The sequence below is a fragment of the Streptomyces sp. NPDC056224 genome, assembly GCF_042267665.1.
In the GTDB taxonomy this organism is placed as follows: Bacteria; Actinomycetota; Actinomycetes; order Streptomycetales; family Streptomycetaceae; genus Streptomyces.
The window spans coordinates 244,029-258,091 of record NZ_JBHJTK010000003.1 but is presented as its reverse complement, the minus strand read 5'-3'; the positions used below and the strand labels follow the sequence as shown (position 1 = coordinate 258,091).

Annotated in this window: 15 protein-coding genes; 8 read left to right on the top strand and 7 right to left on the bottom strand. The window is 74.2% G+C overall.

The window, feature by feature from the left end; genetic code table 11:
• Nucleotides 1-7: 7 nt before the first annotated feature.
• Nucleotides 8-475, bottom strand: a complete 468-nt coding sequence (locus tag ACFCZ1_RS06780; protein WP_376677297.1) for an indole-3-glycerol phosphate synthase — start codon at nucleotides 473-475, stop codon at nucleotides 8-10.
• A gap of 135 nt (nucleotides 476-610) precedes the next feature.
• Nucleotides 611-1,393 carry a pyrimidine reductase family protein gene (locus ACFCZ1_RS06775; protein WP_376677296.1) on the bottom strand — a complete coding sequence of 261 codons (783 nt, stop codon included), beginning with the start codon at nucleotides 1,391-1,393 and terminating at the stop codon, nucleotides 611-613.
• Between the two features lie 36 nt (nucleotides 1,394-1,429).
• On the opposite strand from ACFCZ1_RS06775, the gene zapE reads away from it, so the two are divergent.
• The 4 genes from zapE to ACFCZ1_RS06755 all read left to right on the top strand — a co-directional run bounded on the left by zapE (nucleotide 1,430) and on the right by ACFCZ1_RS06755 (nucleotide 5,647).
• Nucleotides 1,430-2,533, top strand: a complete 1,104-nt coding sequence (gene zapE, locus ACFCZ1_RS06770) for a cell division protein ZapE (protein ID WP_376677295.1) — start codon at nucleotides 1,430-1,432, stop codon at nucleotides 2,531-2,533.
• Between the two features lie 62 nt (nucleotides 2,534-2,595).
• Entirely contained in the window at nucleotides 2,596-3,024 is a 429-nt protein-coding gene (locus tag ACFCZ1_RS06765) for an OsmC family protein (RefSeq protein WP_376677294.1), read from the top strand.
• A 129-nt stretch (nucleotides 3,025-3,153) separates the two neighbouring features.
• Complete coding sequence (locus tag ACFCZ1_RS06760; RefSeq protein ID WP_376677293.1) at nucleotides 3,154-4,509, top strand: alkaline phosphatase PhoX; 1,356 nt, start codon at nucleotides 3,154-3,156, stop codon at nucleotides 4,507-4,509.
• A gap of 217 nt (nucleotides 4,510-4,726) precedes the next feature.
• The gene (locus ACFCZ1_RS06755; RefSeq protein WP_376677292.1) at nucleotides 4,727-5,647 is read left to right on the top strand and encodes a polysaccharide deacetylase family protein; all 921 of its coding nucleotides are present in this window, start codon (nucleotides 4,727-4,729) and stop codon (nucleotides 5,645-5,647) included.
• Nucleotides 5,648-5,656: 9 nt separating this feature from the next.
• Here ACFCZ1_RS06755 and ACFCZ1_RS06750 read toward each other — a convergent pair whose 3' ends face one another.
• Genes ACFCZ1_RS06750 through ACFCZ1_RS06740 form a run of 3 tightly spaced genes read right to left on the bottom strand, consistent with a single transcriptional unit; the run spans nucleotide 5,657 to nucleotide 6,746 of the window.
• A complete protein-coding gene (locus tag ACFCZ1_RS06750; RefSeq protein WP_376677291.1) occupies nucleotides 5,657-5,848 on the bottom strand; it encodes a hypothetical protein in 192 nt (63 codons plus the stop codon).
• A 14-nt stretch (nucleotides 5,849-5,862) separates the two neighbouring features.
• On the bottom strand, nucleotides 5,863-6,060 hold the full coding sequence (locus tag ACFCZ1_RS06745) for a hypothetical protein (RefSeq protein ID WP_376677290.1): 198 nt from the start codon (nucleotides 6,058-6,060) through the stop codon (nucleotides 5,863-5,865).
• 11 nt (nucleotides 6,061-6,071) lie between these two features.
• Nucleotides 6,072-6,746 (bottom strand): AIM24 family protein, encoded by a 675-nt coding sequence (locus ACFCZ1_RS06740; RefSeq protein WP_376677289.1) that lies wholly within the window; start codon nucleotides 6,744-6,746, stop codon nucleotides 6,072-6,074.
• A gap of 71 nt (nucleotides 6,747-6,817) precedes the next feature.
• Here ACFCZ1_RS06740 and ACFCZ1_RS06735 point away from each other — a divergent pair, with 71 nt between their 5' ends.
• From ACFCZ1_RS06735 to ACFCZ1_RS06725, 3 genes are all read left to right on the top strand, one after another.
• Entirely contained in the window at nucleotides 6,818-7,570 is a 753-nt protein-coding gene (locus ACFCZ1_RS06735; RefSeq protein ID WP_376677288.1) for an aminoacyl-tRNA hydrolase, read from the top strand.
• Nucleotides 7,571-7,701: 131 nt separating this feature from the next.
• A complete protein-coding gene (locus ACFCZ1_RS06730; RefSeq protein ID WP_376677287.1) occupies nucleotides 7,702-9,087 on the top strand; it encodes a DUF692 domain-containing protein in 1,386 nt (461 codons plus the stop codon).
• Entirely contained in the window at nucleotides 9,084-10,151 is a 1,068-nt protein-coding gene (locus ACFCZ1_RS06725) for a TIGR04222 domain-containing membrane protein (RefSeq protein ID WP_376677286.1), read from the top strand. Before ACFCZ1_RS06730 ends, ACFCZ1_RS06725 begins: the two co-directional genes overlap by 4 nt.
• A 556-nt stretch (nucleotides 10,152-10,707) precedes the next feature.
• On the opposite strand, the gene hemQ is transcribed toward ACFCZ1_RS06725, so the two are convergent.
• Nucleotides 10,708-11,421, bottom strand: a complete 714-nt coding sequence (hemQ, locus tag ACFCZ1_RS06720; protein WP_376677285.1) for a hydrogen peroxide-dependent heme synthase — start codon at nucleotides 11,419-11,421, stop codon at nucleotides 10,708-10,710.
• Nucleotides 11,422-11,425: 4 nt separating this feature from the next.
• Nucleotides 11,426-12,883 carry a protoporphyrinogen oxidase gene (gene hemG, locus ACFCZ1_RS06715; RefSeq protein ID WP_376677284.1) on the bottom strand — a complete coding sequence of 486 codons (1,458 nt, stop codon included), beginning with the start codon at nucleotides 12,881-12,883 and terminating at the stop codon, nucleotides 11,426-11,428.
• A 154-nt stretch (nucleotides 12,884-13,037) separates the two neighbouring features.
• Here hemG and ACFCZ1_RS06710 point away from each other — a divergent pair, with 154 nt between their 5' ends.
• Nucleotides 13,038-14,027: a DUF4349 domain-containing protein gene (locus ACFCZ1_RS06710; protein ID WP_376677283.1), complete on the top strand. Its 990-nt coding sequence runs from the start codon at nucleotides 13,038-13,040 to the stop codon at nucleotides 14,025-14,027.
• Nucleotides 14,028-14,063 lie beyond the last annotated feature (36 nt).

The following is a 14,063-nucleotide window of genomic DNA, read 5'->3' as shown; positions in this document are numbered from 1 at the left end:
CCTAAGCCTATTCGTTGTGGGCGAAGAGCTTGAGCACCGGAACGCCGACCTTGTGGCGGGCCCGGGAGGCCCAGTCCCGGTGGAAGAACTCCTCCACGAAGTGCGGGGCGGTCAGGACGATCACCTCGTCGGCCCCGGTCTCCTCCACGACGCTCTTCAGTTTGTCGAGCGGGTGTTCCTCGACGAGCTGCCCGGTGGCGTTGGCGCCCTTCTGCCGCAAAGCGTTCAGGGAGTGCGCGAGGGCGTGTGCCGCGGGGCCGCGGGCGGCCTCGCCCTCGGGCTCGTCGCCCTCGCGGATGGCCTCGGGGAGCTCACCGAGCGCTACGTCGTCGATGGCGCGCAGCAGCCGGTCCTGGTCGCCCCGGGGCTGCAGGAGGACGACGAAGGAGACCTGGTCGTCTCCGTGCAGGGTGGTGACGAAGTCCACGTCCACCGTGGTCAGCGGCTGCTCGATCATCAATACGCTCGTGAACACGGACGCCCTCTCCTTCATGGGCCGAGGCCGGGTGGCCGGCCCCTGCGGAAACCATCCTGCCCCGCTGTCACACGGGGCCTGCGCAGGTATATGTGCCCAGCGAAAGCTAAGCGGAACGGCAAATTCCGCCCCTTGTCAGATCCGACGGTAGCTCGTGAAGAGGAACCCGGCCTCTTCCAGTACACACGCGGGCGCGAGCCGGTGCGGAACCGTGACGGAGGGGCCGCCCGCGATCCGCTGGGCATCCCCCGCCGTGAGCATCGGCGAGATCGTCAGGCACAGCTCGTCCAGCGCGTCGGCGGCCACGAACTGGCCCAGCAGCCGCGGCCCGCCCTCGGTGAGCTGGCGGCGCAGCCCCCGCCCGGCGAGCTCCCGGACCGCGCGGGCCGGGTCCACGCCCGCCCCGTCGCCCGCCACCACGACCTCGGCGCCGGCCGCCCGGGCCGCGGCCACCCGGTCCGCGGGCGCGGCGGCCCCCGTGACGACCAGGGTCGCCGCGAGCGGGGAGGTGAACAGGGGCAGCGTGAAGTCCAGGTCCAGGCTCGCCGTGACCACCGCGATGGCGGGGGCGGGGCCCTGCCCGGCGGACGCGCGGCGGGCGGCGAAGGCCTCCCGCGCGCGGGCCGGGCGGTAGCCCTCCTGGCGAACCGTTTCCGCGCCGACGATCACCACATCGGCCAGCGCCCGCAGGGTGCCGAAGATCCGCATGTCGGTCTCGCCGGAGATGGGCTGCGAACGGCCGTCGTGCTGCGCCGCGCCGTCCAGGGTGGAGACCATGTTGGCCCGCAGCCAGTGGGCACCCTCGCCCAGGGCGGGGTACGCGTAGGCCTCCGCGAGTTCGTCCAGCGACCACTCCCGGTCGGCCGCGGCCCGGGACTGGCCTGGTGTCTGATCGGTCACAGGGAACAGGCGTCGCATCGGTGCAGTGTGCCACGCCCCGTAGAGTTGAGTGCTGTGTCAACATCACTCTCCACCTCCGGTGCCCCGTACGGTCGGCCCCCGATAGCCGATGCGGGACCCCAGGCCCTGTGCGCCCGCGAGCCGCGGGTACCCGCCGAACGGCTGGTGGCCGAGATGGTGCCGCCGCCGCGTTTCGACTCGGTGCGCTTCGACACGTACGACCCGGACCCGTCCCAGCCGAGCCAGGCCGAGGCCGTCACCGTGCTCAGCGGTTTCGCGGCCGGTCTGGGCGGTGCGCACGCGAGCGGCGCCGGCAAGAAGCGCTGGTTCACCAAGAAGGCGGCGGCCCCGGCCGCCCCGCGCGGCGTCTACCTCGACGGCGGCTACGGCGTCGGCAAGACCCACCTGCTGGCCTCCCTGTGGCACGCCACGCCGGCCGAGCCCGCGCTCAAGGCCTTCGGCACCTTCGTGGAGCTGACCAACCTGGTCGGCGCACTCGGCTTCCAGCAGACGGTGCAGACCCTGGGCGGGCACCGGCTGCTGTGCATCGACGAGTTCGAACTGGACGACCCGGGCGACACCGTCCTGGTGTCCTCGCTGCTCAGCCGTCTGGTCGAACAGGGCGTGGCGCTGGCCGCCACCTCCAACACGCTGCCCGGCAAGCTCGGCGAGGGCCGCTTCGCCGCCGCGGACTTCCTGCGGGAGATCCAGGGGCTGTCGGCGCACTTCCGGCCGCTGCGGATCGACGGCCAGGACTACCGCCACCGCGGCCTGCCCCAGGCTCCGGCCCCCTTCTCCGACGAGCAGGTCACCAAGGCCGCGTACGCGACCGAGGGCGCGAGCCTGGACGACTTCCCCGGCCTGCTGGACCATCTGGCCCGGGTCCACCCGAGCCGCTACGGCGCGCTGACCGACGGGATCTCAGCGGTCTGCCTGACCGACGTCGGCCCGGTGCCGGACCAGTCGACGGCCCTGCGGCTGGTGGTACTGGCCGACCGCCTGTACGACCGCGAGGTGCCCGTCCTGGCCTCCGGGGTCCCCTTCGACCGGCTCTTCAGTGACGAGATGCTGAACGGCGGCTACCGCAAGAAGTACTTCCGGGCCATCTCGCGGCTCACCGCGCTCGCGCGCGACGCGAAGCCCCTGGTCTCGCAGTAGGTTTGGGCACGCCGGGCCGTTTCGGGGGTCCGGCTGTTTCCACTTCTGCGAAGGGATCCACCATGGCCGCCACACGCAACGCACACGCCGTCTGGGAAGGCGACCTGCTCCAGGGCAAGGGCGTCGTCACCCTCGACTCGTCCGGCCTCGGCGAGTACCCCGTCTCCTGGCCCGCGCGCACCGACGAGGCCGCGAACGGGCGGACCAGCCCGGAGGAGCTCATCGCCGCCGCGCACTCCAGCTGCTTCAACATGGCCTTCTCGAACGTACTGGCGAAGGCCGGGAACCCGCCGGCCAAGCTGACCACCTCCGCCGCGGTCACCTTCGTACCCGGCAAGGGCATCACCGGCATCCACCTCACCACGGAGGGCGAGGTCCCGGGCCTGGACAGCGACGCCTTCGTCGCCGCCGCCGAGGACGCCAAGAAGAACTGCCCGGTCAGCCAGGCCCTGACGGGCACGACCATCACCCTGAGCGCCAAGCTCGTCTGATCCGCCTGATCCGCCACGGCTCCGGCGGGGCGCGCCCCGCCGGAGCGTGCCGCGTGGTACCACGGGCCGGGGGGCACCCCCGGCGGCAGCTGGGGGGAACATCTCCAGTTCAGCCACGGGGAGTTGCCCATGTCCGTGACCCGACGCAGCCTGCTCGCCGCAGGCGGGATCGCCTTCAGCGGGGCGCTCGGCGCCCTCTTCACCGGACGGGCCGGCGCCGCCCGGCCGACCCGGGGCTACGGGCCGCTCCTGCCCGATCCGCGCGGGCTGCTCGATCTGCCCGCCGGGTTCACCTACCGGGTGCTCTCCCGCGCGGGCGACCCGCTGCGCTCCGGTGAGGGCGCCGTCCCCGCCAACTGCGACGGCATGGCCGCCTTCCGCGCCGGGGGCGGCCGCGTGCGGCTGGTCCGCAACCACGAGAACCGCACCACGGCCGCCTTGCGCGTCCCCGCCGTCGACGGGCTCACCTACGACCCCCACGCCCTCGGCGGCTGCACCGTCCTGGAGATCGACCCGGCGGGTGCGGTCACCGGCGAGCGGGTCGCCCTCGCCGGCACGGCCGTCAACTGCGCGGGCGGCCGGACCCCTTGGAACACCTGGCTGAGCTGCGAGGAGACCGAGGACCGCGCGGGCACCGCGGGCTACACCAAGGACCACGGCTACGTCTTCGAGGTGGACCCCGCGGACCCCCGCCGCCCGGGCCCCGTCCCGCTCACCGCCATGGGCCGCTTCGCGCACGAGGCCGTCGCCGTGGACCCCTACCGCGGGGTCGTGTACGAGACCGAGGACGCCTTCGTCGAGCCCTTCGGGCTGTTCTACCGCTTCCTGCCCGCCCGCCCCCTCGGCGGACCGGGCTCACTGCGGGCCGGCGGCGCCCTGCAGGCGCTGCGCGTGCCGGGGCTGGCGGACCTGGCGGTGGTGGACGAGCCCGGGGCCGAGTTCCCGGTGGAGTGGGTGCCCGTACCGGATCCCTCGGCGGCCGGGACCGCGATCCGGTTCCAGGACTTCGGGCCGGGCGGGATCACCCACGCGCAGAAACTGGAGGGCTGCTACTGGGGCGCCGCCGCGCAGCGGCCCGGCGTCCACTTCGTCTCCAGCTACGCCCGTACCCGCGAGGGCGCGGGCGCCGACCACCACGGGCAGGTGTGGTTCTACGATCCGCTGCGCGCCCGGCTCCGGCTGGACGTGCTCTTCGGCCCGGCCACCGACGTCCAGCTGCCCGGGGACTCCCCCGACAACATCTGCCTGGCCCCGGACGGCGGGCTGATGGTGTGTGAGGACGGCGGCGGGGCGCAGTACGTGTTCGGCGTGACGGTCGGCGGCGAGGTCTACCCGGTGGCCCGCAACGCCGAGGACATCGGGCGGCCGGGCGCCCCGGAGTGGGGGGAGTTCGCCGGGGTCACTTTCTCCCCCGACGGGCGGACGATGTACGTCAACGCCTACGCCCCGGGGACCACCTTCGCGGTGACGGGCCCCTGGCAGTGACCTCGCGACCGACGCGCGAGCCGCCGCGCGTCCCCGTCGGCGAGCGGGTCGCCCTGCGGGCCGCTCGCCGGGCCGCTCACCGGGAGGTGCACCGCGAGGCGCACGAGCCGGCGCCGTAGCCTCCGCAGGGCATCGGCCCCGTGCGTCCGAAGGGTGACTTCGACGTCGGGGAGTGCCGCGCACGACTACTTGCCGGATAGTCATATATTTTGCCCGTGTGACCATTTCTGTGCGCAAAGCGGCGGCCGTGGCCGTCCTCAGTGCCGCCCTCAGTGCCGCCCTCGCGGGATGCGGGGGCGGCGCCGGCACCCCGGACGCCGGCCGGGCCGCCCGTATGGGCACGCCCGCGGCGACCGCCCCCGCCCCCGCCTCGCCGCCGACGGCCGGTTCCGCTCCGTCATCCTCCTCCGCCGCCCCGCAGGCCGGCGCCCCCGGCAAGGCCCCGACCATGGCACCCGGTCCCGGCGGCCTGACCCCGGTCTTCGAACGGACGAAGCAGAGCGGCGACAAGACCGTGGCGCTGACCTTCGACGCCGACATGACCGCCGACCAGGGGCCGCGCGCCGCGGACGGGGAGCACTTCGACAACCCCCAGCTGATCTCGGCGCTGCGCACCCTGAAGGTGCCCTCGACGATCTTCATGACGGGCCGCTGGGCCGAGGAGTACCCGGACCAGGCGAAGTCCATCGGCACGGACGCGAACTTCGAGATCGCGAACCACTCGTACAGCCACTACGCCTTCAAGTCCCCCTGCTACGGACTGCCCGCGCTCGACGGCGCCGCCGCCCGCGCGGACGTGGACCGGGCCTTCGCCGCCTTCCACAAGGCGGGGGCGGTCAACACCGTCCCCTACTTCCGCTTCCCCGGCGGGTGCTACGACGACCCGGCACTGCGGGCCCTGTCCACGGCCAAGGTGACGGCCGTCCAGTGGGACGTGGTCAGCGGTGACGCCTTCGCCAAGGACCCGGACGCGGTGGCCGAACAGGTGCTCGCGGGCGTCAAGCCCGGCTCGGTGGTGGTCATGCACTGCACGCGCAGCGCGGCACCGGTCACCGAGGAGGCCGTCCGCAAGATCGTCCCGGAGCTGCGCAAGCGGGGCTACCGCTTCGTGAAGGTCTCCGAGCTGATCGGGAAGTAGCCCTCGGGTTCAGCCGGAGCAGGCCGTGCGCTGCGCGTCCTGCCACTCGCACACCGGGCAGAGCACCCTGCCCGGGGTCGCGACCCCGTACTCGGTGGGTTTGCCGCACTCCGGGCAGTCGGCGTACGGCGGCCCCACCACCCGCCCGGCCGGGGCGGCGGGAGCGGGGCAGTACGACGCGGTTTCGTCCGGCTGATCCATGCGTACGAGGTTACTCAGCCGCGCCGCGCGCTGACGAGGCAGGCCACGGCGCCCGCCGCTGAGGCCAGCGCCAGGGCCCCGGCGAGAGCGCCGGCCGGCGGCCGCGCCGAGCCGGTGACCAGCCCGGTCACCGCCACCCGGGCCGGGGAGCCCGCGGTGACCACGGCCGGCAGGCAGCCGAGGGCCGCCCCCGTCCGTAGCGGCGGGGCCACCCCGGAGAGCTTCAGTGCCCCGCCACCGTTTCGGTCACCTCGCTGGGCCGGACGATGACGAAGCCCTCGCCGCTCAGCTTCAGCTGGACGGCCTCGCCGGAGCCGCCGCGGATCATCGAGCCGACCGACTGGGAGCGGTGCAGGCCCGTTTCCAGCTGGGCGCTCCAGCCGACCACGGCGTCCGTGTCCACGTACACGGGGGCCTGCGCCGTGACCGGGATGATGATCGGGCTGCCGTCGCAGACCACGGCGAGCTTGCCGCTGCCGGTGAAGAGGCTGTTGAAGAGTCCCCCGCCGGTCATGCCGGCGCCCTTCACCATCTTGATCTCGTAGGACAGGGTCGGGTCGAAGCAGAGCACGTTGCGGCCGTTGATCGTCAGCGCGTCGCCCGGCTCGATGTCGATGATGAAGCAGTTGCCCGCCTGGTGGGCGAACCAGGCCTCGCCCTGGCCGCGTACGGACATCAGAGCCAGGCCCTCGCCCGTGACGGCGCGCTTGAGCATGCCGCCTATGCCCTGGCCCTTGCGCTCGAACTGGAGGTTCCCGCGGAAGGCCACCATCGAGCCCTGGCGGGCCAGCATCTCGCCGTTGACGGCGTACTTCACGGACTTGGCGTTCTGCAGGGTCATCCCGGGGGCGACGGCTGCCTGGACGAGGTTCTCGGACGCGAAAAGATCACTCTTCATGGCCCCGATCCTCACCCGGAGCACCCACCCGGGGCATCATCCTGCAGGCTGAGCCTGGCATCCTTGGCGGGATGAGCAGCCAGCACACCGACGACACCACCGGCGTACCCGCGGTCGGGGCGGACAGCCCCTTCCGGCAGGAGCACGTCCTGCGCGACGAGGCCCCGCAGTTCGTCCTGCCGCTGGTGGTGCGGATCGAGAAGACCGAGCCGCCCGCCCGGACGGACGCACTGGAGACGGCGGCCCGCGCGGTGCTGGTCCTGCTGACCGACGAGCGGTCGCGGGGCGAGGGCGAGTGGGCCGAGGCCGTCCGCGACTGGCAGGACGCGCGGATCCGCAAGGTGGTCCGGCGGGCGCGCGGGGCGGAGTGGCGCAAGGCGCAGACCCTGCCCGGCGTCACGGTGCACGGTGACACCTCGGAGGTACGGGTCTTCCCGCCGGTACCCCTGGACGGCTGGCCCAAGGAGCTCGCCAAGCTCCAGGTGTCGGGCACCGATCTGGACGACCCGGAGCCGGTCACCGCGGCCACCGGGCCGGACCTTCCCGTGCTGTGGCTCAACCCCGGTCTCGACATGTCGGCGGGCAAGGCGATGGCCCAGGCCGGGCACGCGGCGCAGCTGGCGTGGTGGGAGCTGACTGACGACGAACGGGCCGCCTGGCAGGAGTCCGGTTTCGCACTGGCGGTGCGGACGGCGCCGCGCGAGCGGTGGGCGGATCTGAGCGCCGGCGGTCTGCCGGTCGTCCGCGATGCCGGTTTCACCGAGATCGCTCCCGGCAGCGCGACGGTGGTCTCCGACCACCCGGCCCTGCGGACGCGGCTCTGACGGATCCGGCCAGGTCCGGCGGAACCTCAAATGTTGCTCTGAACGTCCCGCTTCGCGGTTGGCCCGACTCCGCCGGGGCCATCACTTCGGCACACGGCGCGACGACATGCGCCGGGAGGGGGGCGAAGGACATGAAGCCCATGGCACACCTGGGGGTGGGCATCGGCTGGCGGCCGGAGATCGCGGACGCCGTCGAGCGGCTGCCCGGCCTGGACTGGGTCGAGGTGGTGGCCGAGAACATCTGCCCGGGCCACCTGCCCGAGGCTCTGCTGAGGCTGCGCGAGCGGGGCACCCGCATCGTGCCCCACGGGGTCTCGCTGGGCCTTGGCGGCGCCGACCGCCCCGACCCTGCGAAGCTGGTGGCACTCGCCGAACGGGCGGTGGCGCTGGGGGCGCCGCTCGTCACCGAGCACATCGCCTTCGTCCGCACCTCCTCGCCCGCGCTGGAGGCCGGCCACCTGCTGCCGGTGCCGCGCACCCGCGACGCGCTGGACGTCCTGTGCGAGAACGTGCGCATCGCGCAGGACGCCCTGCCCGTGCCGCTCGCGCTGGAGAACATCGCCGCGCTGATCTCCTGGCCCGGCGAGGAGCTGACGGAGGGGCAGTTCCTGACGGAGCTGGTCGAGCGGACCGGTGTGCGGCTGCTCATCGACGTGGCCAACCTGCACACGAACCGGGTCAACCGGGGCGAGGACCCGGCCGCCGTGCTGGACGCGATCCCGCTGGAGGCGCTGGCGTACGTGCACGTGGCGGGCGGGATCGAGCGGGGCGGTGTCTGGCACGACACGCACGCGCACCCGGTGCCGCCGGTGGTCCTGGACGTGCTCGCCGGGCTCCGCTCCCGGGTGGACCCGCCGGGCGTCCTCCTGGAGCGGGACGACGACTTCCCGCCGGAGGCGGAGCTGGCCGGCGAGCTGACGGCGATCCGCGCGGTACTGACGGCCGGCGCGGCCTCGGCACCCGCCGCCCCCGGCGCCCCTGCCGGACCCGCCGCCTCCGCCGCACCCGAAGCACCCGAAGCACCCGAAGCACCCGAAGCACCCGAAGCACCCGAAGCACCCGACCGGCCCGTTGCCGCGGCGGATCCCCGCCCCGCCGGGGACGACGAGGCCGCGCGTACCCGCGTGGGGCCCGCGCAGGCCGCGCTGCTGTCGGCGCTGGTGGCGGGGACCCCCGTGCCCGAGGGGTTCGACCGGCAGCGGATCCGGGTGCAGGCCCGGGCGCTGGCCGCCAAGCGGGCCGACGTGGTGGCCAGGCTGGCTCCCGAACTGCCCGTCATCCTGGGCGGCGACGCGCTGTACCGCACCGCCTTCCTCGCCTACGCCAAGGGCCGTCCCATGACCGGCGGATACCGCCGGGACGCGCTGGACTTCGCCGAGCACCTGCTGATCCAGGACCTGCCGGCCGACCCGGCCGCCCGGCGCCGGCTCACCGCGTGGTGGCGCGACCGGGCCGGGGCGCGGCCGCCCGGCCGGGTGGCGCGCTGGGCCCGGGCCCTCGTGGGGAGGGCGGCGTGAACCTCCTCGCCCTCGCCCTCTGGATCACCGTCGCCGCCTCCAGCGGCCTGCTGCTCCTCGGCCTGCGCCGGGCCCGTCCCCGGGCGGCCGGCCCCGCGCCGTCCCTCCACGACCTGTCCGAGGCCGCGTTCATGACGGGCGGACCGGGCAACGTCGTCGACACCGCCCTCGTCTCGATGCTCGGGGACGGCCGGCTGATCATGGGCGGCCCCGGGATCGTCCACCTCGGCCCCGGGGCGCGGGCGGGCGACCCCGCCGAGCGCGCCGTCCTGCATGCCCACCGCCGCGCGCCGTCGGGATGGCTCTACCAGCTGCGCTACGCCGCCATGCTCGACCCGGCCGTCCAGGAGACCGGGGACGCGCTGGCCGCCCGCGGGCTGCTCTCGCCGCCCGGATGGGGGCGGACCTGGCGGCGCTGGGGCCTGGCCCAGGCCATCGTGTGCGGATTCCTCGTGCCGGTGTCGCTGCCGCTCACCTTCGTCGGGTTCGCCGTCGACCCCGGCGCACAGGTGCCGTTCATCGCCAAGGTGCTGCCCGTCCTCCTGCTCGGGATCCTGGCGGGCGGGATCTGCGCGGCCCGGGCCGGACGGCGGATCACCCCGGCCGGGCGGCGGGCGCTGCGCGACTTCCGCGCGCGGTACGCGAACGACCGGACCCCGCACGTGCAGACCGCGCTGTTCGGCCTGCGGGGTCTGCGGGACCCCTACCTGCGCGGGCAGTTGGTGCCCGCAGCGCGCGGCACCCGGCTGGCCGCGGCCCAGTCGCGGTCCCGTCCGCACGGCTCCGACCCGGGCTCGCCGTACGCGTCCTCCGCCGAGATCCTGCCGGTGGTCTGGTGCGCCGGGAGCGACGGTGGCGGGGGCGGAGCGGGCGGTTCGAGCTGCGGCTCGGGTTCGGGACCGGGCTGCGGGTCCTCCGGCGGCAGCTGCGGGGGCAGCGGCTCCAGCTGCTCCGGAAGCAGTAGCTCCAGTTGCTCGGGCGGCAGTTCCAGCTGTTCCGGCGGCAGCAGTTCGAGTTGCAGCAGTTCCTCGGGCTCCAGCTGCTCCAGCTCCAGCAGCTCCTGATGCGGCAACCGGGGGTGGGTCCCGCTCCCCGGTCCGGGCCCGCGGGTGGTCCCGCTCCCCGGTCCGGGCCGCCCGCCGGGAACGCGACGGGCGGTGCGCGCGGCTGCGACCGGTGGACGTCGGGGCGCAGCCGGACCCGCTGTCCCGCACTCGGGACGTCGCGGCGGAACGGGACGGGGCGGCCCCCGGCCCGGACGCACTGGAACCACAGCGGCGGCTCGGCGGCTCGGCGCCGGGGCCGCGCTGGTCACGGGGACGCGGGTCCGCCGCCCACGCAGTGGCCGGCGGACGCGGACGCGATGACTGCGTGGACCGTCACGTGGAGCGGTATCTGTTGACAGGTGACACCGCGGTACTGCGTGTCACGTGTCCGCCGCATCCGGAGCCCGCACCGGTGTCGCTGGACGACCGGGCAGCGAGCGCCCACAGGGCACCGCTGCCGCCAGTCGTCTGAACTTCCGGGCGGGGTCTCCGGCTGCGTCGTTTCGGGGGCAGGGCCTCCCGATCCGCCGGAGGACGTAGTCAGTTCCTCCGGCCCTTCCCCCCAGGGGAGGTATCAGGCGAGCCCGGCCACCAGATCGGCGACGGACTTGCGGCGTCCGGTGTAGAAGGGCACCTCTTCACGGACGTGCATACGGGCCTCGGAGGCACGCAGGTGACGCATGAGGTCGACGATGCGGTAGAGCTCGTCGGCCTCGAAGGCCAGCAGCCACTCGTAGTCGCCCAGGGAGAACGAGGCGACGGTGTTGGCGCGCACGTCCGGGAAGCCCCGGGCCATCTTGCCGTGGTCGGCGAGCATGCGGCGACGGTCCTCGTCGGGCAGCAGGTACCAGTCGTAACTGCGCACGAAGGGGTACACGCTGACGTAGTCGCGGGCGGTCTCGTCGGCCAGGAAGGCCGGGATGTGCGACTTGTTGAACTCGGCCGGGCGGTGCAGGGCCATGTTCGACCAGACCGGCTCCAGCGCGCGGCCGAGCTTGGTGCGGCGGAACAGGTTGTACGCGCTCTGCAGCTCGTCCGCGGTCTCCGCGTGCCACCAGATCATGATGTCCGCGTCGGCGCGCAGGCCGGAGACGTCATAGGTGCCGCGGACGGTGATGTCCTTGGCGGCCAGCTGGTCGAACAGCTCCTGGACCTCGTCGGCGAAACCGGCGCGGTCCTCGGGCAGGACGTCCTTCAGCTTGAAGACGGACCACAGGGTGTAGCGGATGACCTCGTTGAGGTCCTTCGCCTTCTTCCCCGCGTTGGGAATCTTCTCTGGTGCAGTCATGTGTCTATTGTCCCGTGTACCGATCAGTGGTCTGTGCCAGGGGTACCGAACCCGCCCCCAGCGAGACGATCACCGCGTCCGCGGCCTTCTCCGCACTGGCGATGCACGCCGGGATGCCCACCCCGTCGTAGAGCGCGCCGCACACCGCGAGGCCGGGCAGGGCCGCGACGGCGGTGCGGATCCTGGCCACCCGGCCGAGGTGGCCGACCGGGTACTGGGGCAGGCCGCCGTCCCAGCGGGTGACCGTGGAGGCCACCGGCCGGGCCGCGAGGCCCACGGCTTCTCCGAGGTCGGTGAGCGAGACCTCGACCAGTTCCCCGTCCTCCCGTTCCAGCTCCGTCTCGTCGGCGTACCGGCCCACGGAGGTGCGCAGCAGGAAGAGCCCGGGATCCGACGCGGCCCAGCCCCACTTGTTGCTGGAGAAGGTGGAGGCCTTGATGGTCCGGCCGTCGACGGGCGGTACGAGGAACCCGCTCGCGCCGCTCCCGGTGATGGAGGCCGGCAGGTCGGAGCGCCGGAAGGCCATGGTGACCAGGGCCATGGAGGCGTACTCGACCCCCCGCAGCTCGGCCGCGGCGGCCGGTACGAGCTCGTCCAGGAGCCGGGCGGCGGGCCCGGCGGGGGTGGCCACGATCACGCCGTCGGCCTCGATGACCTCGGCGCCGGCGACGACCCGCCAGCCTTCAGCCGTGCGGAGGACCTCGCGCACGGGGGTCGCGGTGGCGATCCGGGCTCCGGCGGACCGGCAGGCCTCGGCCACGGCGAGCGGGAGCCGCCCGATGCCGCCGTCGATGCCGGCGAAGACCGGACCGGCCGGCCGGGACTGTGCCTGGTGCTGCAGTGCCCGTACGCCGTCGCCGAGCAGCGCGTGGGTCCGGGCGGCCTCGTAGAGCTGGGGCACGGCGGCCCGCATGGAGATGCGGTAGGCGTCGCCCGCGTAGACCCCGCCGAGCAGGGGTTCCACCAGCCGGTCGACGACCTCGCGGCCCAGGCGGGCGGCGACGTACTCGCCGACCGCGACGTCCTCGCCGATCTCGGCGGGCGGCAGCGTGCGTTCGGCCTCGGCGCGGGCCAGGCCCTCCGCGGAGAGCACCCCGGAGGCGGCGAGCGGTGCCAGGTCGCCGGGAACCCCCATGACGTGCCCGCGCGGCATGGGCCGCAGGGCGCCGCGGGTCCACAGCTGGGCGGTGGCGGTGGCGGGCGGCTGCAGGGCGTCGCCCAGGCCCACGGCCCGGGCGAGGGCCAGGGCTTCGGGGCGGCGGGCGAGCACGGATTCGGCACCGAGGTCGACGGAGGCGCCGGCGAGCTCACCGGCGTACAGCTTGCCGCCGAGCCGCGGCCCGGCTTCCAGCAGCGTGACCCGCACGCCGTCGGCGAGGAGCCGGTGGGCCGCCGCGAGGCCCGCGATGCCGCCGCCGATGACCACGACGTGCCGGGTCCGGCCGGGTCGATCCGTACACATGTCCGCTTCGTGCATGCACACATCGTCTCAGACCCGTCACCGACGCCTGACCGTGACCTCATCGGGACCGGCCCGGAACCCCGGAGGTGAAACCCGCGACGGGATTCTGTACGTCGAAACGGCAACACCAGCCGAACCTCGGGGGTTTGACACGATGCGCACTCCGCACAGACAGCGCTCCACGGCGGTCCTGGCCGCCCTTTCCCTGGCAGGAGCCCTCGCGCTCACCGGCTGCGGCGCGGACGGGAGCCGGGGCGGCGCGAGCGAGAAGGCGGCTGTCGCGCCCGCCCAGGGGGGCAAGGCCCCGGAGGGTGCGCAGGGAGCCGCGGCGGCGCCCGGCGCGGCCGACAAGAACGGGCAGCAGCAGCCCGCCGTCCGCCCCAACGTCATCCGGACGGCGACCCTCGGCATCGAGACGACGGACGCCCAGAAGACCCTCGCGGCGGCCCGGTCGGCGGCCGACGGCGCGGGCGGCTACGTCGGCAACGAGTCCACCAGACGCGGCGGAGACGGCCGGATGACCTCCACGCTGACCCTCCGGGTGCCGGGCGAACGCTATGACGCGGTGCTCGGCGCCATGGAAGGCAGCGGCAAGCTCCTGCACCGCAAGGTCGAGGCGCAGGACGTCACCGAGAAGGTCGCCGACATCGGCAGCAGGGTCGCGTCCCAGCAGGCCAGTGTGGCCCGGGTGCGGGAGATGATGGGCAAGGCATCGGCGCTGAGCGAGGTGGTGATGCTGGAGAGCGAGCTCAGCCGGCGCCAGTCCGACCTGGAGTCGCTGCTCGCGCAGCAGACGGCGCTGAAGGACCAGACCTCGCTGGGGACCATCACGCTGGAGGTCTCGGAGCCGGCCCCGCCGCGGGCGGAGAAGGCGAAGGAGAAGGAGCCCGGCTTCGGCGACGCCCTGAGCGGCGGCTGGAAGGTCTTCTCCACGCTCGTGCGCTACCTGGTGCTCGCCGCGGCCGCCGTGCTGCCCTTCGCGCTGGCGGCGGGCCTGCTGGCGCTCGGGTTCCGGGGGTACCGCAGGCTGCGCCCGGCGAAGCCGAAGGCGGCGGCGGGGCCCGCACCGGCCCGGGTGCCCCGCCAGGCCGCCCCGGCGGCGTCGGCCACCGCGGACGGGAGCGGGGCCGAAGCGCAGGACTGAGCGCACCCGCGCCCGTAGCGTGTCCCCGAAGGCGAC

Excerpts from the sequence above, each read along its gene's own strand:
- ACFCZ1_RS06775 (WP_376677296.1), bottom strand. The coding sequence starts at position 1,393 with ATGCGACGCCTGTTCCCTGTGACCGATCAGACACCAGGCCAGTCCCGG.
- ACFCZ1_RS06765 (WP_376677294.1), top strand. The coding sequence starts at position 2,596 with ATGGCCGCCACACGCAACGCACACGCCGTCTGGGAAGGCGACCTGCTC.
- ACFCZ1_RS06760 (WP_376677293.1), top strand. The coding sequence starts at position 3,154 with ATGTCCGTGACCCGACGCAGCCTGCTCGCCGCAGGCGGGATCGCCTTC.
- ACFCZ1_RS06750 (WP_376677291.1), bottom strand. The coding sequence starts at position 5,848 with ATGGATCAGCCGGACGAAACCGCGTCGTACTGCCCCGCTCCCGCCGCC.
- ACFCZ1_RS06740 (WP_376677289.1), bottom strand. The coding sequence starts at position 6,746 with ATGAAGAGTGATCTTTTCGCGTCCGAGAACCTCGTCCAGGCAGCCGTC.
- ACFCZ1_RS06735 (WP_376677288.1), top strand. The coding sequence starts at position 6,818 with ATGAGCAGCCAGCACACCGACGACACCACCGGCGTACCCGCGGTCGGG.
- ACFCZ1_RS06730 (WP_376677287.1), top strand. The coding sequence starts at position 7,702 with ATGAAGCCCATGGCACACCTGGGGGTGGGCATCGGCTGGCGGCCGGAG.
- hemQ (WP_376677285.1), bottom strand. The coding sequence starts at position 11,421 with ATGACTGCACCAGAGAAGATTCCCAACGCGGGGAAGAAGGCGAAGGAC.
- hemG (WP_376677284.1), bottom strand. The coding sequence starts at position 12,883 with ATGTGTACGGATCGACCCGGCCGGACCCGGCACGTCGTGGTCATCGGC.
- ACFCZ1_RS06710 (WP_376677283.1), top strand. The coding sequence starts at position 13,038 with ATGCGCACTCCGCACAGACAGCGCTCCACGGCGGTCCTGGCCGCCCTT.